The organism is Streptomyces sp. NPDC022910 (genome assembly GCF_055561075.1).
The window spans coordinates 48,510-66,332 of the sequence record NZ_JBVHHL010000042.1; the positions used below are offsets into that span (position 1 = coordinate 48,510).

Here is a 17,823-nt window from a genome sequence, read left to right on the forward strand (position 1 = left end):
CCATGGTCGTCCATGATGCGGATGTAGCGCCAAGTGGATAGACGCCGCGCGGGGGTTTCGTGACGGTACTGGTGCACAGCGAATACGTCGAGAGCCCCCGTGCCCCAAGGGCCATGACACGTACGGCTGCTGACTGAGAGTGAAATACGATGTTCGGCGGCGTTCGGGTGACGGTCGGAGCGTACGGGTGAACGAAGGGGCAGATCGTCTGCTGCGGCTCAACGTTTCTGACGGGGGATCAGGGCTGGCGGACCGAGCCGTGAGCCATAAGCCCCTGGGTGGAAATCGTGTTTCCGCTCCGTAAAACAAGCACATGATCTGGTGACCGGTGCGCGCGGGGGTCGTTGGCATGCAGTGCACGTCACACCGCCTTCCCCCACTCTCGGCGTCAGGCTGCTGAGGGTCGTCGTCCTCGCGCTCGCCGTGCTGCTCGCCCTGCTCGGTGCGGTCGCCGCCGAGCAGGTCTCGGCCTACCGCGGTGCCGCCGTCACCGCCGACAACGCCCGGCTCGAGGTCACGCTCCAGGGGCTCGTCCACGAGTTGCAGAAGGAGCGCGGCCTGACCACCGGGTACGTCGGCGGCGTACGGCCGTTCGGTGCCAGGCTGCCCGCACAGCGCAGGGCCACCGACACCTCCCGCGCGCGGCTGGAGAGGGCGCTTGAGGGCCGCGGTGGCGCGGCCGCCGCCTCGGTGCGCGAATCCCTCGCGCGGCTCGACGGGCTCGCCCGGATCCGTCGGCGCGCCGACGACGGAACCGGTGCGGTCGCCGACACCTTCGAACGCTTCACCACCGCCATCACCGTCCTCGACAGGCTGGGACTCGGCCTCGACGACGTCCACGACGTCCGGCTCCGCGCCGCCTACCGGACGCTCCAGGTCCTCGGCAGCGCCAAGGAGTTCACCGGCCAGGAGCGCGCCCTCGTGCTCGGCTCGGTGCACGCCGGACGGTTCCGCGCCGACGACTACAACCGTTTCCTGCAGATCCGCGCGGGCAGGCTCGCCGCCCTGGAGGACTTCCCGCGCTCGGCGACCGGCGCCCAGGAACGGCACCTCGACGCGGCGCTCACCACACCCGACGCCCGACGCGCACTCGGATACGAGAGCGCCGTCGTGCACCGCGGCGGCCGGCTCGGCCGGCGCGGCGTTCCGCCGATGTCCTGGTGGGAGTCGACGACCTCCACCATCGACGGGCTGCGCGAGGTGCAGATCTCGCTCGGCCGGGATGTCCAGGGCCGCGCCACCGGCCTCGAGAGCGCCGCCGGGCGAGACCTGCTGCTGTTCATACTGTTCGCGCTCGGCACCGTCGCCGCGCTCGGCCACCTCACCCTCGACTGTGTGCGCACCGTTTCCACGCCGCTCGCCGTACTGGCCCAGCAGGCCCGGGAGGCGGCGCATACGCGGCTGCCGCGCGCCGTCGCCACCGTACGGAACGGCACGCTCGGCGAGTACCTGGCACCACCGGCACCGCTCGCCGTGCCCGGCCGGGCGGGGGCCGAAGTCCTCGACATCGCCGAGGCGTTCGACCGGGTGCAGCGCACCGCCTTCGAGCTCGCCACCGAGCAGGCCGCGCTGTGCCGTACCGCCGGCACCTCCGCCGCTGCCTCGTCGCCGAGGCCGCCCGGGGCCGGAGAAGGCCCCCTTCGCCTGAGTTCTTCAGTTCCGGCGGCGAGACCTGTGACTTCGGGATCGCCGAGCCCGTCGTGCTCCACTTCTTGAGGATCTTCGCGTACGTTCCGTCGGCGATCAGGTGGTTCACCGCGGCCTGGAAGGCCGGCGCCAGCTTCGCGTGCTTCTTTGTCTGCGGTCTCCTCTGACTCGACGGCACGATGCCGCTCACAGCCCGGACCTGGCGGTCTTCCTCGGCCTGCTCTCCGTCTACGGCCAGTTGGTGCGGCTCGGCGACATCGGGTCCTGGTGGCACGGCTTCTTCAGCCATCCGGCGTGGGTTCGTCCGGACGGACGCGGCCGACGGGTTCATCCTCGTGCCCCATCTCACCCCGGGCGGACTCGACGAGTTCGTGGACCCGGTCGTGCCGTTGTTCCAGGTGCGCGGTGCTTTCCGCACGGAATACACGGGAGCCACGCTGCGCTCGCACCTCGGACTGGCGGATCCCATATGGAAGGGTTGATCACATGACGACGGACGCACCCGACGAGTGGAAGCAGTGGCACGACCGCCGCACCGCGCAGGTGTCGGAGCCTTATGGGCCGCTCGCGCTGACCGGCACCTACTGGCTGGAGGACCATCCGGAGGGCCGAATCCCGGACATCCCGGGGCGGTGGACGGCCGACGGTGACGCGGTGGTGCTCACGGCCACCGAGGACGACGGTCTGACCGTTGACGAAAAGCCATTCTCGGGTGAGGTCCGACTCGGACCCGACCCAGGTCCCGTGACCTCGGCCCGCGTCGCGGATGGCGAGCGCCGTCTGGTCGTCCTCGTCCGCGAGGGCGTCTGGGGTGTGCGCGGCTACGACCCCGCCGCCCCGGCGCGCGAGGCCTTCAAGGGCATCGACGCCACGCCCTACGACCCGCGCTGGTCGCTCGAGGGGCACTTCACCCCGTACGGCGAGGACCGCACCGTACGCGTCGAGAACGCCGACGGGCGTCACCGTGGACTCGGCCTCGGCGGTGTACTCGCCTTCACGCTCGACGGGCAGGACCTCACGCTCCAGGTGTCGGTCGAGAGCGACGGCTCGCTGTGGGCCGTCTTCGCCGATGCCACCAGTGGGGACAGCAGTTACCGCTTCCGGTTCCTGCGGCCGTCGGCGCCCGACGCAGAGGGACGCACGACAGTGGACTTCAATCGCGCGCTGCTCCCGCCGTGCGCTTTCGCCGACCACTTCATCTGCCCCTTCCCGCCGCCCGGCAACACGCTGGGCGCCGCGATCGAGGCGGGGGAGCGGACCCTGGCGTAGAAGATCCGTCATCTCCCGTCGGTCTGCCCGTCAGTTGAAGGCTGCACGGCCGAAAGGCGCCCTTGCGCCGGTCGGTCGTGTGGCCGAATACTCCCCCACAGCGCTTGTCAGGGGCACGACCTATCCGGAATCCGGACGGGCTGTCTCTGGCTGCGCCTCACCGGCCCCAACCCCACGTGGGCCCCCGACTTCCCTTGGAGGGAACGAAAAGTGAGGATCAAGCGCACCACCCCCACCAGCGGTATCGCGAGACGGACCCGGCTGATCGCCGTGGCCACCGGCTTCGTGGCCGCTGCCGCGATCGCGGTCCCCAACGCGAACGCGAGCGACGCACAGACCTTCAGTGCGAACCAGCTGACCAAGGCGAGCGACTCGGTGCTCAAGTCCGATGTCGCGGGCACCGCCTGGGCCGTCGACCCCACGACGAACCGCGTCGTGGTCACCGTCGACAGCACGGTCTCCAAGGCCGAGATCGCGCAGATCAAGAAGGACGCCGGCAGCAACGCGAGCGCCCTCACCATCAAGCACACCCCGGGCAAGTTCAACAAGCTGATCTCCGGCGGCGACGCCATCTATGCGAGTAGCTGGCGCTGCTCGCTCGGCTTCAACGTCCAGGACTCCAGCGGGAACTACTACTTCCTGACAGCCGGTCACTGCACCGACGGCGCGGGCACCTGGTGGTCGAACTCCTCGCACACCACCACGCTCGGCACCACGGCCGGCTCCTCCTTCCCCGGCAACGACTACGGCATCGTGCGCTACACCAACAGCTCGGTGACCAAGTCGGGCGCCGTGGGCAGCCAGGACATCACCAGTGCGGCCACGCCCTCGGTCGGCACCACCGTCTACCGCCGCGGCTCCACGACCGGGACGCACAGCGGCCGTGTCACCGCGCTCAACGCGACGGTCAACTACGGCGGCGGCGACATCGTCTACGGCCTCATCCAGACCACGGTCTGCGCCGAGCCGGGCGACTCCGGCGGCCCGCTGTACGGCGGTTCCACCGCCTACGGTCTGACCTCCGGCGGCAGCGGCAACTGCACCTCCGGCGGTACGACCTTCTTCCAGCCGGTCACCGAGGCCCTGAGCGCCTACGGGGTGCACGTCTACTGACGCCGCCCACCGGCATCCGAGTACAGCCCGACCTGCAGCCGGCAGCAGGTGAGCCCCCGCACGCAACTGGTGTGCGGGGGCTCGCCCTTGTCCGTGTACCGGAGTTACCGTCGAAGGACCCGCGATACGTATGCGCGTACTCCCCTGAGCACGCCCACTTCGGACCCTGGGGGGCCGACATGGTCGAGGAACTGGTGGCGGCGGGAGTGACCCTCGCGTCCGCCGGGGCCGTCTATGCGATGGCGGCGGCCCGGGTCGTCAAACAGTACGAGCGGGGGGTGGTGTTCCGCCTCGGGCGGCTCAGGTCCGATGTGCGAGGGCCCGGCCTCACGATGATCGTTCCCTTCGTCGACCGGCTCCGCAAGGTCAACATGCAGATCGTGACGATGCCGGTGCCCGCGCAGGAGGGCATCACCCGGGACAACGTCACGGTGCGCGTGGACGCAGTCGTCTATTTCAAGGTGACCTCGCCCGCCGACGCGATCGTCCGGGTCGAGGACTACCGGTTCGCCGTCTCGCAGATGGCTCAGACCTCACTGAGGTCCATCATCGGCAAGAGCGAGCTGGACGATCTGCTCTCCAACCGCGAGAAGCTCAACCAGGGACTGGAGTTGATGATCGACAGTCCTGCCGTGGAGTGGGGCGTCACCATCGACCGCGTCGAGATCAAGGACGTGTCGCTGCCGGAGACCATGAAGCGGTCCATGGCCCGGCAGGCCGAGGCCGACCGGGAGCGGCGGGCCCGCGTCATCAACGCCGACGCGGAGCTCCAGGCCTCCAAGAAGCTGGCGGAGGCCGCCGGGGTGATGTCCGACCAGCCCGCCGCGCTGCAACTGCGGCTGCTGCAGACCGTGGTGGCGGTCGCCGCGGAGAAGAACTCCACGCTCGTCCTGCCCTTCCCGGTGGAGCTGCTGCGGTTCCTGGAGCGGGCTCAGCAGCCGGTGGCGTGGGCGCCCGGGCAGCAGTCCCCGGCGGTGCCGACCGGGCAGACGCCGACAACCCAGACGGCCGAGCAATCGGTGCAGGAGCAACTCCCGTCCGTTGTTCCCCTCCTGGACCCGGCACCCGAGGGGTCGAAATCCAGACAGGACTAGACCTCGCGGGCCGCACAGGGATAACCCTCACGCGGCATTTGCAGCGGAAATCATGCCGGAGGGACCAGGGGGAGCAAGCGGCAGGGGGCGCACGCCCGTTACCGTACGCGCGTCCTGAAGTCGACCTTGTGTGCTCCCGGTGGGCCTCGGAATAGTGGGCGCCGCACGGTGGGTACGGACGTGGCTTCTGTGGTGCGCCGCCTCCGTTCCCGTACGCCTTCCGGTCGCGGCGGTCCCCACAATCTCCGCGGCCGACCCCCCACAGGAGGACGTGAATTGAAGCACCGACGAATATCCAGGCGGCGGGCCGCCATGGCCGGCGCGGCTGTCGCCGCGCTGATCGCCGCGGGCGTCACCTTCCAGAATGCGAACGCGAGCGAGACCCCGCAGGCCGAGGCGCCCCACACGCTCTCGGCCGCCGCGGCCGGAAAGCTCGCCTCGACGCTCGGCCAGGACCTGGGCGCCGACGCGGCCGGAACGTATTACGACGCGAAGACGGAGCAGCTCGTCGTCAACGTGCTCGACGAGACGGCCGCGAAGGCCGTCCAGGCGGCCGGCGCCACGGCGAGAGTCGTCCAGAACTCCCTGGCCGAACTGGCGGGCGCCCGTACCACCCTCAAGAAGGACGCGACCCTGCCCGGCACCTCCTGGGCGACCGACCCCAGGACCAACAAGGTCGTCGTCACGGCCGACAGGACCGTCTCGAAGTCCGAGTGGGCCAAGCTCGGCGAGGTGGTCGACGGACTCGGCGGAACGGCCGTGCTCAAGCGCTCGAAGGGTGAGTTCAAGCCCTTCATCGCGGGCGGCGACGCCATCACCGGCTCCGGCGGGCGCTGCTCGCTCGGCTTCAACGTGGTCAAGGACGGCCAGCCGTACTTCATCACCGCCGGACACTGCACCGAGGCCATCTCCAGCTGGTCGGACTCCAGCGGCAACGTGATCGGCCAGAACGCGCAGTCCAGCTTCCCGGGCAACGACTTCGGCCTGGTGAAGTACACCGCTGAGGTCGACCACCCGAGCGCGGTCGACCTCTACGACGGCTCCACGCAGGCGATCACCAAGGCGGGCGACGCGACCGTCGGCGAGAAGGTGACCCGCAGCGGTTCGACGACCCAGGTCCACACCGGGACCGTCACCGGCCTGGACGCCACCGTGAACTACTCGGAGGGCACGGTCAGCGGCCTCATCCAGACCGACGTCTGCGCCGAGCCCGGTGACAGCGGCGGCTCGCTCTTCGACGGCGACACCGCCATCGGCCTCACCTCCGGCGGCAGCGGCGACTGCAGCTCGGGCGGCGAGACCTTCTTCCAGCCGGTCACCGAGGCGCTCTCGGCCTTCGGCGCCCAGATCGGCTGACCCTCCCGCCGGCCCGGCGGAGTCCCGCTCCCGCGCATCCGGGGGCGGGACTTCCGTATGCGCGCGTGCGCCGACGCCGTCCCGGCGCGCCGAGCCCGATCACCGCGCGGTCCGGCATCCTGTGACCGTTCGCGCTTGTTGGCGATTGAGGCGGGGCAGCTTCGCTGCTCGCGCGGTTTCTGCTCAGGCGGGTTGGCGGGCTTTGTCCGCGATAGCTGGCGGGAGAAGGGCTTCGTTGGTCACGAAGAATGCTTGGCCGGGTTGCTTCCCGTGGCTATGCAGACCCCGAGAGCCTGTCCGCGTGCGGGGCGGTCGCCCGGTCATCGTTTTGAGTGAACCCGTCGTGATAGTCAGAACCAATGATTGGTCGACTTCCCCTTGATGAGCAGTTGGACGTCTTGCAGACAGTCCTCTCCCGCAATGACGTCTTGACGGATGTGCTGGCCAGAACTGCGACGCTTGACTTGCCCGGTTGGTATGTGACCGCAGGCTGCCTATTCCAGACGGTGTGGAACGTCGTCACCGAGAAGCCGCCGACCAGCGGCATCAAGGACTACGACGTCTTCTACTTCGACAGCTCCGATCTGTCCTGGGAAGCGGAAGACGCGGTGATCAAAGCTGGGCAGGAGCTGTTCGACGGGGTGCCCGCCGAGGTGGAGATCCGCAACGAAGCGCGCGTGCACCTCTGGTATGAGGAGAAGTTCGGCGTGCCCTGCGCCCCGTACGAATCCACCGAGTCCGCGATCGATTCCTTCGCCGCGACGACGTGCTGCTTGGGGGTGCGGCTGGAGCCGGACGGACGATGGCGCGTCTATGCCCCCCACGGACTCTCCGACGTGTTCGACCTCGTTGTCCGTCCCAATCCGGCACTCGCCCCGCAGGCTGTCTATGAGGCCAAGGCACTGCGGTGGAGAAGCCAGTGGCCCGAGCTCTCCGTGCTGCCGTGGCCGACACCGAGCTGAGAACCCACCCTTGAACCTCGATTGATCTCCTCGCGCTCGCCCGGCGTCATCGCGATGAGTGCGGACACCGCCGAGCACGACCTCAGTCGGACAGCGCGACCGGGGACCACATGCCGAACCACTGCTCAGCGCTGTAAGCCTCGAACCGCTCTACCTCGATAAAGCCAAGCTTCGCCGCGAGGCGCATCGAGCGGACGTTGGCGGTCTGGGTGGCGAGTACCACTGGTTCGCCGGGAAGTGCGTCGGTGAACCAGCCCAGTGCCGCTGCGCAGGCCTCGGCGGCGTATCCGCGTCCCCAGGCCTCCGGCAGGAAGAGGTAGCCGAGCTCGGCCTTCCCGGCAGCCTGCCGAAGGTGCCCCGTGTCTCTGGTGAGCGTGATCTGGCCGATCATCGCTCCGTCGAGATCGATCACGAAGAAGCCAGGACGCCGTCCGGGTATCTCAGGCACCTCGCGTTCGAGCTCATCACGCGGTCGAGGACCACCGAGGTAGGTGTGCACGTCCGATGAGGCGAACAACTCGATGAACGCCGCACGGTCCCGGGCCTCGGACTCACGGAGCACGAGCCTCTTGGTCCTGATCGGGGCAGGCGGCCAGGTGACGGGTCCAAGATCAGTCATGCCGACCAGCCAATCAGCAGGCTTGGTAGCGATCAAGACTCGCCGACCGATCAACTCACCTGCCCGGGCCCGTCCTTCTTCTCTCACATCCCCTCCAACGAGCCACAAGCCGCGCTGCTTCACTCTGCGGGATTAAGGATGGGTTCTGATGCCCGGTCGATGACAAGGCTCCAACTGCCCGTAAAACCCGGCGACATCGCCTTCGCCGACACGATGGCGTCATCCGCGCTCAACGACAAACGAGATCACGGATCACGGACAGAGCCAGTGGCGAGGGAGTTGGCGATCGATCCCCAGTGCCTGCGGTGCCGGCAACGGTGTGGTGTCCAGGGCGACGACCTGGCCCGGGCGGTGCACCACCACCCGGGCGGAGGTGTCCCCGATGGCGTCCGCCGTGCGCAGGTAGCGCTGCCGGGCTCCGCCAGGGCCGAACCACTCCTCCCAGACCGCGGTCAGGGTGTCGTAGCCGGGTACCTTCTCGGTCGGAAAGTCCGGGAACACCTCGCGGACGTACTGGTGCAGCAGTCGATGCTTGGCCCGCATGCTGATGCGCGAGCGATGCAGGCACTCGCGTCTCACCGCGAAGATCGCCTCCCGGATCTCCTCCGTGACGCTCGGGTGCCCGCCGCCCCGGCGGGTCCACCGGCCATCCGCGCAGCCGGCCACGATGTCCTCGATGCTGCCAGCCGCCAGCCGCCGCAGCGTGCGCTCGCTCATGCGCGCCAGCCCCAGCATCTCCGCCTCCGCGGGACCGAGGGCCTTCAGCTCGGCGGCCTTGGCCCGGCGCCGCTGGGTCACCGTGGTGGTAGCCGGGTCGTACTCGGGGCGCGGCTCGCCCGGCAAGGCTCGCGCCGGGTGGCCGGCGCGGTAGCCGGTCTCCGCCTCCAGCACGTGCCCGGCCCGCAGTCGTGCCCGCTTCAGCTGGTCCTCGCTCAGATCGCTCTTCAGCACCTGCCCGCGTGGGCGAGGGGCCGCTTCCGCGGCCGGTTTGCCAGGCCGGCAGTCCGGGTGGTGCATCAGCCACCGGATCGGGCGGCGTTCCACCTCACCTGCGGCATCCCGCAGCACCACGGCTCCGGCCTGCGGCTCGACCTCCTCAACCGTCCACTCCACGCCGTTGAGCCGAATCACGGCTCCCGGCGCCAACGCCAGGATCCCGGCCCGCATCAGGCCGCCCGCCCGGCGCCCGCCAGCACAGCAGCCCCGCTCCTGCCCCGTGTACCGAAGGCCGTACTTGATCAGAAGACACCGCCTCGTGACCGCCCGATCGAGGGAGCTGGCCAACTATCGAACGAGATGGCCAACTACCAGTCGACGTCACACCCGGGTCCACGCAGGTGGGACAGGCTCGAACGGATGTCGCACGACAGTTCGAAAATTGGTCTATGGTGGGGGTGGGAGAGATGGGAACGGACGTTCGAGAGCTGTGTGCGGAGCTCATGGGTACGGGAGGTGCGTGTGCCGGGTTTCACGCATCTGCACACCGTCTCCGGGTTCTCCCTGCGCTACGGCGCCTCGCACCCGGAGCGGCTGGCCGAGCGCGCCGGCGAGCAGGGCATGGACGCCCTCGCGCTCACCGACCGGGACACCGTCGCGGGTGCGGTCCGGTTCGCCAAGGCCTGCGCGACGGCGGGCGTCCGGCCCCTGTTCGGGGCGGAGCTCGCGGTGGGGGAGCCCGAGCCCGTGCGGCGGGAGCGTCGTCGTACGCCCGTGCGCGGCGGTGCCTTCATCGACGAGTCGACGCCCCGCGCGATCTTCCTCGCCCGGGACGGCGCCCGCGGCTGGGCCGATCTGTGCCGGCTCGTCACCGCGGCCCATACTTCCCCCAAGCTCTCGACTTCGCTCGAGCAGGGGGGACGCCCATCGGGCACGCCGCTGCTGTCCTGGTCCGACAATCACGCCGACGGCCTGACCGTCCTGCTCGGCCCCGCCTCCGACGTGGGCCGCGCCCTGGCCGCGGGGCGGCCGGACCGCGCGGCGAGGCTCCTCGCGTCCTGGCGGGAGGTCTACGGTGACGCCCTGCGTCTGGAGGCCGTCTGGCACGGCCGCACCGGCACCGGACCCGGCTCGCTGCGCCTGGCCGCCCGCACCCTCGGCTTCGCCGCCGAGCAGGGCGTCCGTCCCGTGCTCAGCAACGCCGTGCGGTACGCCGACCCGGGCCTCGGCCCGGTCGCCGACGTGCTGGACGCCGCCCGCCGCCTCGTCCCCATCGATCCCACCAAGGAGCTGGACTCGGGGGAGGCCTGGCTCAAGGACGCACCGGCCATGCTCGCGGTCGCCGAGCGGGTCGTCGAGGCCGCGGGCTACCGCCGCGACACCGCGTACCGCCTGCTGGAGCAGACCCGGGACACCGCCGCCGAGTGCCAGGTCGACCCCGAGGACGACCTCGGCATCGGCACCGTCCGCTTCCCCGAGCCGCACCTCGTGGGGGCCGGCCGCCGCACCGCCCAGCGCGCGCTCGCCTCCCGGGCGGCGGCGGGCATGGTGCTGCGCGGCTACGGCGCCCGGCGCGCCTACTGGGAGCGGATGCACGAGGAGCTGGACATCATCGCCCACCACGGCTTCGCGTCCTACTTCCTCACCGTCGCCCAAGTGGTGGACGACGTGCGGAGGATGGGCATCCGGGTCGCCGCGCGCGGCTCCGGCGCGGGCTCCCTCGTCAACCACCTCCTCGGCATCGCGCACGCCGACCCGGTCGAGCACGGGCTGCTGATGGAGCGCTTCCTGTCCAAGCGCCGTGTGGCCCTGCCCGACATCGACATCGACGTGGAGTCCGCGCGCCGGCTCGAGGTCTACCGGGCGATCATCGACCGCTTCGGCACCGAACGGGTCGCGACGGTCGCGATGCCGGAGACCTACCGCGTCCGCCACGCGATCCGCGACGTGGGCGCGGCCCTGTCCATGGACCCGGCCGATATCGACCGCATCGCCAAGTCCTTCCCGCACATCCGCGCCCGCGACGCCCGTGCGGCCCTCGACGAACTGCCCGAACTCAAGCACCTGGCGGCGGAGCGGGAGAAGTACGGAAACTTCTGGGAACTGGTCGAGGCCCTCGACGCCCTTCCGCGCGGAGTCGCCATGCACCCGTGCGGGGTCCTGCTCTCCGACGCCTCTCTCCTCTCCCGTACACCGGTCATGCCGACCAGCGGCGAGGGCTTCCCCATGTCGCAGTTCGACAAGGACGACGTCGAGGAGCTCGGCTTGCTCAAGCTCGACGTGCTCGGGGTGCGGATGCAGTCCGCGATGGCGCACGCGGTCGCGGAGGTGGAACGGACGACGGGGAAGCGGCTCGACCTGGACTCCCTGGCGCCGGGCGACCCGGCGACGTACGACCTCATCCGTTCCACCGAGACGCTGGGCTGTTTCCAGATCGAGTCGCCGGGCCAGCGGGACCTGGTCGGGCGGCTGCAGCCGGCCGGCTTCCACGACCTCGTCGTCGACATCTCGCTGTTCAGGCCCGGTCCGGTCGCGGCCGACATGGTGCGGCCGTTCATCGAGGCGCGGCACGGGCGGGCGCCCGTCCGCTATCCGCACCGGGACCTGGAGGAGCCGCTGAAGGAGACGTACGGCGTCGTCGTCTTCCACGAGCAGATCATCCATATCCTGGACATCATGACCGGCTGCGGACGCGACGAGGCGGACCGGGTGCGGCGCGGGCTGTCCGATGCGGAGTCGCAGGGGGGGATCCAGGTCTGGTTCGCTCAGCAGGCGGCGGCGAACGGGTATGACGCAGAAACGATTCGGCGCACCTGGGAGATCGTCGAGGCCTTCGGCTCCTACGGCTTCTGCAAGGCGCACGCGGTCGCCTTCGCCGTGCCGACGTACCAGTCCGCGTGGCTGAAGGCCCATCACCCGGCTGCCTTCTACGCCGGGTTGCTCACGCACGACCCCGGGATGTACCCCAAGCGGCTGCTGCTGGCGGACGCGCGGCGTCGGGGGGTACCGATCCTGCCGCTGGACGTGAACAAATCGGGGGCTGCTCATCGTATCGAACTGGTGTCTGAATCAGGTGATTCCGCGCGGTGGGGGCTCCGGCTGGCCCTCTCCGACGTCCACGGCATCAGCAAGGCCGAGGCGAAGCGGATCGAGGCCGGGCAGCCGTACGCCTCGCTGCTCGACTTCTGGGAGCGGGCCCGGCCGAGCCGTCCCGTCGCCGGGCGGCTCGCCCAGGTCGGCGCGCTGGACCCGTTCGGCGCCAACCGCCGTGATCTCCAGCTGCACCTGACCGAACTGCACCGGGGCGCCCGAGGCGGAGGCGGCGGCCAACTCCCCCTGGCGGGCGGGCGGAAGACGGCCCCGGCGGGGCTGCCCGACCTCTCCGCGGCGGAGCGGCTCAGCGCCGAACTGGGCGTTCTCTCCATGGACGCCTCGCGCAACCTGATGGACGACCACCGCGCGTTCCTCGACGAACTGGGCGTGGTCTCGGCACGTCGGCTGCGCACGGCACGGCACGGCGAGACGGTGCTGGTCGCGGGCGCCAAGGCGGCCACCCAGACCCCGCCCGTCCGCTCCGGCAAGCGGGTCATCTTCACCACCCTCGACGACGGCACGGGCCTGGTCGACCTCGCCTTCTTCGATGACTCCCACGACACCTGCGCCCACACCGTCTTCCACTCCTGGCTGCTACTGGTGCGCGGGGTGGTGCAGCGACGCGGACCGCGCAGCCTCAGCGTGGTGGGCTCCGCCGCCTGGAACCTTGCCGAACTCGCCGAACTGCGCGCCGAGGGCGGCCTCGAGGTGGTGGCGGAGCGGCTGGCCGAGCCCGCTTCGGAGCAGCCGGACGGCGACGGCGACGCGGCGAAGGGCCGGCGCATCCGCATGGCCACGGGGTACGAGATGAACCCCTGGGCCGATCTGCGTCCCGCGGGCGAGGGCCCGGCGGGTGGAAAGAAGTTGTGGCACCAGAGTCCGGGGAGTGCGGGATGACCATCCTCTGCGTACGTTTCCAGCTGCCGGTGATGTACGAGGCGGCCCTGCCGGGACTGCTCGGACTCCTCGAGGAGTTCACACCCGTCGTCGAGGCGCTGCCGCCCGCCCGGGCGCTGGCCGATCTGCGGGGCGCCGAACGGTACTTCGGGCGGGACGCCGTCGAACTGGCCGCGCTGATCCGCGTACGGGCCCTCGCGCACCACGGCGTCGACTGCGCGATCGGTGCCGGGCCCGGACCGATGCTGGCCCGCATGGCCCTGCGGGAGGCGGCGCCCGGGGTGATCCGCGTGGTGCCCGAAGGACCGGACGCCGTCTCGGAGTTCCTGGCCGGCCTGCCGGTCAGGGCGCTGCCCGGGGTGGGCGGTGTCACCGCCCGCACCCTGTGCGAGTACGGGCTCGACACCGTCGGCAAGGTCGCCGCTGCGCCCCTGTCGACCGTGCAGCGGCTCGTCGGCGCCCGAGCGGGCCGCGAACTGCACGAGAAGGCGAACGGCATCGACCGCGGCCGGGTCGTGCCGAACGCCGTCTCGCGTTCGCTTGCCACCGAACGGTCCTTTCAGCGCGACGAACTGGACCCGGACCGGCACCGGCGCGCACTGCTGTCGGCCACCGAGGAACTGGGCACCCGGCTGCGCAACGTGGAGCGGGTGTGCCGCACACTCACCCTCACCGTGCGCTATGCCGACCGCTCCTCGACGACCCGCAGCCGCACCCTCACCGAGCCCACCGCGCATTCGGCGGCGCTCACGGCCGAGGCCTACGGCATGTACGAGGCGCTGGGGCTGCAGCGCGCCCGGGTGCGCGCGCTCGCCGTGCGCGCCGAGGGGCTGAGCGACGCCGGGCACGCGGCCCATCAGCTCGCCTTCGACCCCGTGGACGAGAAGGTCCGCCGGATCGAGGAGGTCGCGGACCGCGCGCGAGCGAGGTTCGGGCCGCGGGCGGTGATGCCGGGGGCGTTGGCGCGTAGCTCATCTTTTCGCGGGTCAGCGGGCCCATGGGGGAGCGATCCGCGTGCCGTCGGCGAGCTCCGCCTCCAGGCCGATGGAGGTGGTGACCCAGGAGACGGCGACCTCGCCCGTCGGGTTCTCCACACCGAGGGTCGCGCCGGGATTGATGATCACCGTGTCACCCGCGGAGATCCGCTCGGTGCGACCGTCGAGCGTGATGAGCAGTTCGCCGCTGAGCAGGTGGAATATCTCCTCCCGGCTGACTGTGTGGAGCGGGGCGCGAGTGCCGGCGGGGATCTCGCCGCGCCAGGCGCACAGCTCCTTGCTGCCGGTCAGGGGAGTGGCGTGCGAGACGAAACGGGCACCGTGCATCTCATGAGTGACGGCCTGGGACGAGCGGACGACGGGCATGGCTGCCTCCGGATAGATGGTCAAGTAGCTTGACTACTTCTCCTATGGTCAAGCAGCTTGACCACAGGGTCAAGGGTGTTTCAATGCCTGCGTGCAGAACTCCGAGGCCATGGCCCTGTCCGCCGCCCTTCTCGCCGTCGCGGGTGAACTGACGCAGCGCATCCATGACGGTGTCGTCGCTCGCGGCTTCGAAGGGCTGCGGCCCGCGCACGGTTTCGCGTTCGCCCGGCTCGCCCCGGACGGCGCGACCGTCACGGAGCTGGCCACCCACCTGGGGGTGACCAAGCAGGCCGCGAGCCAGCTCGTCGAGGAGATCGTGCGCAAGGGGTACGCCGAGCGGCGGCCGCATCCCGGCGACGCGCGCGCCCGGCTGGTCGTGCTGACCGAGCGCGGGTGGGCCTGCACCCGGGCCGCGGAAGAGGCCGCGGCGGAGGCCGTACGGCCGTGGGTGAAGCTGCTCGGCGAGGCCGAAATTCACTCCCTGCAGCGGCAGTTGCTGCGTATCGCGCCTTATGGGCCGATCAAACCGGCATGGTGATGGGTCGTCACATACGCTCAGGCCACTACCAGGAATCGCAGCCGAGCGCGGCTGCCGCTGAAAGTTTTTACTGACGCGTAACTTCACAGTTGTGCTACTCGTTCGTAACTTGACGAGAGAACAGCATCCTCGTGATCCGGATCACAGGGGCGTAGAGCCGTCACACCTCCCTTGAGCCGCAAGGAGATCACCCGATGCTGCCCTGGAAACGCCTGCTCAGACCGCTTGCAGCGCTCCTGCTGACCACCGCGGTCGCCGTCGTCCCCGCCGCCACCGCCGAGGCCGCCGCGTCGAGCAGCGGATGGAACGACTACTCCTGCAAGCCGTCCGCCGCCCATCCCCGCCCCGTCGTCCTCGTCCACGGAACCTTCGCCAACTCCGTCGACAACTGGCTGGCCCTCGCCCCCTATCTGGAGCACCGCGGCTACTGCGTCTTCTCCCTCGATTACGGCCGGCTGCCGGGCGTCCCGCTCTTCTACGGACTCGGCCCCATCGCCACCTCCGCCGAGCAGCTCCAGACCTTCGTCGACAAGGTGCTCGCCGCGACCGGCGCCGCCAAGACCGACATCGTCGGCCACTCACAGGGCGGCATGATGCCCCGCTACTACCTCAAGTTCCTCGGCGGCGCCGCCAAGGTGAACGCCCTCGTCGGCATCGCACCCGACAACCACGGCACCACCCTGAGCGGGCTCACCAACCTGCTGCCGTATTTCCCCGGGGCAGAGGACCTGCTCTCCACCGCCACACCCGGGCTCGCCGACCAGGTGGCCGGCTCGGCCTTCCTGGCCAAGCTCAACGCAGGCGGCGACACCGTCGCCGGCGTCCACTACACGGTCATCGCCACCAAGTACGACGAGGTGGTCACGCCGTACAGCTCGCAGTTCCTGAGCGGACCCGACGTCCACAACGTCCTGTTGCAGGACCTGTGCCCGCTCGACCTCTCCGAGCACGTACTGATCGGGCTGACCGACCGGATCGCCTTCCACGAGGTGGCCAACGCCCTCGATCCGGCGCACGCCACCGCGACCACCTGCGCGTCCGCGTTCAGCTGACCCCCCGTCCGCCCACCGCGAGACGGCCGCAGCCGTCCCCAGCCGCTGCGGCCGTCGCCGGGGCCTGTCCGACCTGAGCCGCCGGACAGGCCCCGGAGTTCTCATCGTGCGCGCCGGCCGCCCCCGGTCGCGCGGTGGCGGACCGACGCGAACAGGGCCGCGGCCCCGAGCGCCAGTGCGCCCGCGCCGCCGATCGCCAGGTACGCAGTGGAGTCGCCGCCCCCGGTCTCGGCGAGGTTCTGCGCGGCACCTGCGGCGTTCGGGCGGTTCGCCGGAGCGGCCTTCGCGGAGCCGTCCTCGGCGGGCGTGCTCGTGACCGCGGTCGGCTCGGCCGACGTACCGGTGGTGGAGCCGCCGTGACCGCGGTGCACCACCGTCGACTTGCTCGCACCCGCCTCGATCTGCCGCTCGGAGGGCGCGGAGGCGGACGGCGCCGGGACCGAACCGCTCGTCGTACCCGTCGCGCCGCCGCCGTCGGAGCCGCCGAACGTGACGTCCGAACACGAGTAGAAGGCCTCCGGACTGTCCGAGCGCTGCCGGATCGCGTACAGCAGTTGCGCGTCCACGTGGTCCTGGACTTCTGCCCCACAGGCGCCGGGCTTCGGCCATCGACGTCGAGGCAGTGATCAAAGTTGCAGCCGTATAACGCATTGACTCGGTACCACACCCACCATTCAGGTGGTGCCATAGCCGGTCCGTGACAACAGAGAGAAGACGCCCCGTGCCGGACGGCGCGCGTGCTGCTACGACGGCTTGTAACATCAGGATGCAGGGCTGGAGGACGTCCATGTGCGCCGGTGATGATGCAGTCTCTATTGAACAGGCAACAAGGGATTTCATGGCGGCGCGTCCCCGGCTCTTCGGCATCGCGTACCGCATCCTGGGCAGTTCGGCGGAAGCCGAGGACATCGTCCAGGAGGCGTGGCTGCGGTGGCAGAACGCCGACCGCGCCGACATCAATGAGCCGGCGGCGTTTCTGTCCACGATCACCGCTCGTCTGGCGATCAACTTCGCCCAGTCCGCCAGGATGCGGCGTGAGTCGTACATCGGGCCGTGGCTTCCGGAGCCAGTCGACACAAGTGTGGATCCGCAGTTGGGTGCGGAACGGGCTGAGGCACTTGACATGGCGGTTCTCCACCTCATGGAGAGGCTGAACCCTCTGGAACGGGCCGCCTATGTTCTGAGGGAGGCGTTCGACTACCCGTACAAGCAGATCGCGGACATCCTGGAGACGAGCGAGGCCAATACGCGCCAGTTGGTGAGCCGCGCCCGCAAGCATCTGTCAGCGGAACGCAAGGAGCCTGTCGGCTCCACCGCTCACCGGCGCCTGCTGGAGGTATTCCTCACCGCGGCACAGACCGGCGCTCTGTCGGCGCTCGAGGAGCTTCTCACGGCGGACGTGGTCAGTTACGCCGACGGCGGAGGGATGCGCGGGGCGAGCAAGATTCCGGTTGTCGGGCGTCCGCACGTCGCCAAGTACATTGTCGCCTTCGCCCCGCGTTTCTGGCCCCGGACGGAGATTCGCTGGGTCGAGGCCAACGGCAGGCCGGCCGCCCTTGTCACGGCTCAGGGAAACGCGGTGGCTCTTGTGTCCGTCGATGTGTCGGCGCGAGGCATCGAACGCCTCATGTGGGTGTTGAATCCGGCGAAACTGGCTCCCTTTGTTGCCTCCCTGGACAATTGAACCGCTGCCCCTTTTCCTTCACCCAGCGCAGCAGACCGTCGCTTTCGTTGTGATGCCTTCCACGCAGTGACCCTGCATCTCGGCCAGGGCGTCGCCCAGACGATCGAGGCGGTGGATGTCAAGTCAATTGAGACGCTTGTAATGCTATGAGATCTGTCGCGCGGGTTCCCTCCGCTTTGCTGGGTCGTTGATCCACGCCTGT

The 17,823-nt window shown here is 69.9% G+C and carries 14 protein-coding genes and 4 pseudogenes; 13 read left to right on the forward strand and 5 right to left on the reverse strand.

The features are described from left to right. Positions 1-423 precede the first annotated feature (423 nt). Positions 424-1,716, forward strand: a complete 1,293-nt coding sequence (locus tag ACZ3TS_RS30555) for a nitrate- and nitrite sensing domain-containing protein (protein WP_467624286.1) — start codon at positions 424-426, stop codon at positions 1,714-1,716. On the opposite strand, the pseudogene ACZ3TS_RS30560 reads toward ACZ3TS_RS30555, so the two are convergent. Further along, positions 1,649-1,795, reverse strand: a pseudogene (locus tag ACZ3TS_RS30560) (ABC transporter substrate-binding protein); the annotation flags it as partial. The gene ACZ3TS_RS30555 and the pseudogene ACZ3TS_RS30560 overlap by 68 nt on opposite strands. 3 nt (positions 1,796-1,798) lie before the next feature. On the opposite strand from ACZ3TS_RS30560, the pseudogene ACZ3TS_RS30565 reads away from it, so the two are divergent. The 7 genes and pseudogenes from ACZ3TS_RS30565 to ACZ3TS_RS30595 form a co-directional block, all read left to right on the forward strand. Beyond that, positions 1,799-1,975, forward strand: a pseudogene (locus ACZ3TS_RS30565) (FAD/NAD(P)-binding protein); the annotation flags it as partial. Beyond that, positions 1,947-2,129: pseudogene (locus tag ACZ3TS_RS30570) on the forward strand (F420-dependent methylene-tetrahydromethanopterin reductase); the annotation flags it as partial. The pseudogenes ACZ3TS_RS30565 and ACZ3TS_RS30570, both read left to right, overlap by 29 nt. Before the next feature lie 4 nt (positions 2,130-2,133). Beyond that, complete coding sequence (locus ACZ3TS_RS30575) at positions 2,134-2,916, forward strand: DUF1684 domain-containing protein (RefSeq protein WP_467624249.1); 783 nt, start codon at positions 2,134-2,136, stop codon at positions 2,914-2,916. 210 nt (positions 2,917-3,126) lie between these two features. Continuing rightward, positions 3,127-4,029: a S1 family peptidase gene (locus tag ACZ3TS_RS30580; protein WP_467624250.1), complete on the forward strand. Its 903-nt coding sequence runs from the start codon at positions 3,127-3,129 to the stop codon at positions 4,027-4,029. A 179-nt stretch (positions 4,030-4,208) separates the two neighbouring features. Further along, the gene (locus ACZ3TS_RS30585) at positions 4,209-5,123 is read left to right on the forward strand and encodes a slipin family protein (RefSeq protein ID WP_467624253.1); all 915 of its coding nucleotides are present in this window, start codon (positions 4,209-4,211) and stop codon (positions 5,121-5,123) included. Between the two features lie 276 nt (positions 5,124-5,399). After that, on the forward strand, positions 5,400-6,479 hold the full coding sequence (locus ACZ3TS_RS30590; protein WP_467624256.1) for a S1 family peptidase: 1,080 nt from the start codon (positions 5,400-5,402) through the stop codon (positions 6,477-6,479). A gap of 359 nt (positions 6,480-6,838) precedes the next feature. After that, a complete protein-coding gene (locus ACZ3TS_RS30595) occupies positions 6,839-7,441 on the forward strand; it encodes a nucleotidyltransferase family protein (protein WP_467624258.1) in 603 nt (200 codons plus the stop codon). An 82-nt stretch (positions 7,442-7,523) separates the two neighbouring features. On the opposite strand, the gene ACZ3TS_RS30600 is transcribed toward ACZ3TS_RS30595, so the two are convergent. Continuing rightward, positions 7,524-8,060: a GNAT family N-acetyltransferase gene (locus ACZ3TS_RS30600; RefSeq protein ID WP_467624260.1), complete on the reverse strand. Its 537-nt coding sequence runs from the start codon at positions 8,058-8,060 to the stop codon at positions 7,524-7,526. Positions 8,061-8,312: 252 nt separating this feature from the next. Beyond that, positions 8,313-9,191, reverse strand: coding sequence for a hypothetical protein (locus tag ACZ3TS_RS30605; RefSeq protein WP_467624262.1), 879 nt, complete (start codon positions 9,189-9,191; stop codon positions 8,313-8,315). A 327-nt stretch (positions 9,192-9,518) separates the two neighbouring features. Here ACZ3TS_RS30605 and ACZ3TS_RS30610 point away from each other — a divergent pair, with 327 nt between their 5' ends. Further along, a complete protein-coding gene (locus ACZ3TS_RS30610) occupies positions 9,519-12,986 on the forward strand; it encodes a DNA polymerase III subunit alpha (protein ID WP_467624264.1) in 3,468 nt (1,155 codons plus the stop codon). Continuing rightward, positions 12,983-13,951, forward strand: a pseudogene (locus ACZ3TS_RS30615) (DNA polymerase Y family protein); the annotation flags it as partial. The gene ACZ3TS_RS30610 and the pseudogene ACZ3TS_RS30615, both read left to right, overlap by 4 nt. 21 nt (positions 13,952-13,972) lie before the next feature. Here ACZ3TS_RS30615 and ACZ3TS_RS30620 read toward each other — a convergent pair. Then, complete coding sequence (locus tag ACZ3TS_RS30620) at positions 13,973-14,347, reverse strand: cupin domain-containing protein (protein ID WP_467624289.1); 375 nt, start codon at positions 14,345-14,347, stop codon at positions 13,973-13,975. Positions 14,348-14,438: 91 nt separating this feature from the next. Here ACZ3TS_RS30620 and ACZ3TS_RS30625 point away from each other — a divergent pair, with 91 nt between their 5' ends. Continuing rightward, positions 14,439-14,885, forward strand: a complete 447-nt coding sequence (locus ACZ3TS_RS30625; RefSeq protein ID WP_467624267.1) for a MarR family winged helix-turn-helix transcriptional regulator — start codon at positions 14,439-14,441, stop codon at positions 14,883-14,885. Positions 14,886-15,079: 194 nt separating this feature from the next. Beyond that, the gene (locus ACZ3TS_RS30630; protein ID WP_467624270.1) at positions 15,080-15,937 is read left to right on the forward strand and encodes an esterase/lipase family protein; all 858 of its coding nucleotides are present in this window, start codon (positions 15,080-15,082) and stop codon (positions 15,935-15,937) included. 101 nt (positions 15,938-16,038) lie between these two features. Here ACZ3TS_RS30630 and ACZ3TS_RS30635 read toward each other — a convergent pair whose 3' ends face one another. Next, positions 16,039-16,503 (reverse strand): LAETG motif-containing sortase-dependent surface protein, encoded by a 465-nt coding sequence (locus ACZ3TS_RS30635; RefSeq protein ID WP_467624272.1) that lies wholly within the window; start codon positions 16,501-16,503, stop codon positions 16,039-16,041. A 221-nt stretch (positions 16,504-16,724) separates the two neighbouring features. Here ACZ3TS_RS30635 and ACZ3TS_RS30640 point away from each other — a divergent pair, with 221 nt between their 5' ends. Further along, on the forward strand, positions 16,725-17,621 hold the full coding sequence (locus ACZ3TS_RS30640; RefSeq protein WP_467624274.1) for an RNA polymerase sigma-70 factor: 897 nt from the start codon (positions 16,725-16,727) through the stop codon (positions 17,619-17,621). Positions 17,622-17,823 lie beyond the last annotated feature (202 nt).

Coding starts and splice junctions, on each gene's coding strand:
- ACZ3TS_RS30575 (WP_467624249.1), top strand. CDS start 2,134: ATGACGACGGACGCACCCGACGAGTGGAAGCAGTGGCACGACCGCCGC.
- ACZ3TS_RS30585 (WP_467624253.1), top strand. CDS start 4,209: ATGGTCGAGGAACTGGTGGCGGCGGGAGTGACCCTCGCGTCCGCCGGG.
- ACZ3TS_RS30595 (WP_467624258.1), top strand. CDS start 6,839: ATGATTGGTCGACTTCCCCTTGATGAGCAGTTGGACGTCTTGCAGACA.
- ACZ3TS_RS30600 (WP_467624260.1), bottom strand. CDS start 8,060: ATGACTGATCTTGGACCCGTCACCTGGCCGCCTGCCCCGATCAGGACC.
- ACZ3TS_RS30620 (WP_467624289.1), bottom strand. CDS start 14,347: ATGCCCGTCGTCCGCTCGTCCCAGGCCGTCACTCATGAGATGCACGGT.
- ACZ3TS_RS30630 (WP_467624270.1), top strand. CDS start 15,080: ATGCTGCCCTGGAAACGCCTGCTCAGACCGCTTGCAGCGCTCCTGCTG.
- ACZ3TS_RS30640 (WP_467624274.1), top strand. CDS start 16,725: ATGTGCGCCGGTGATGATGCAGTCTCTATTGAACAGGCAACAAGGGAT.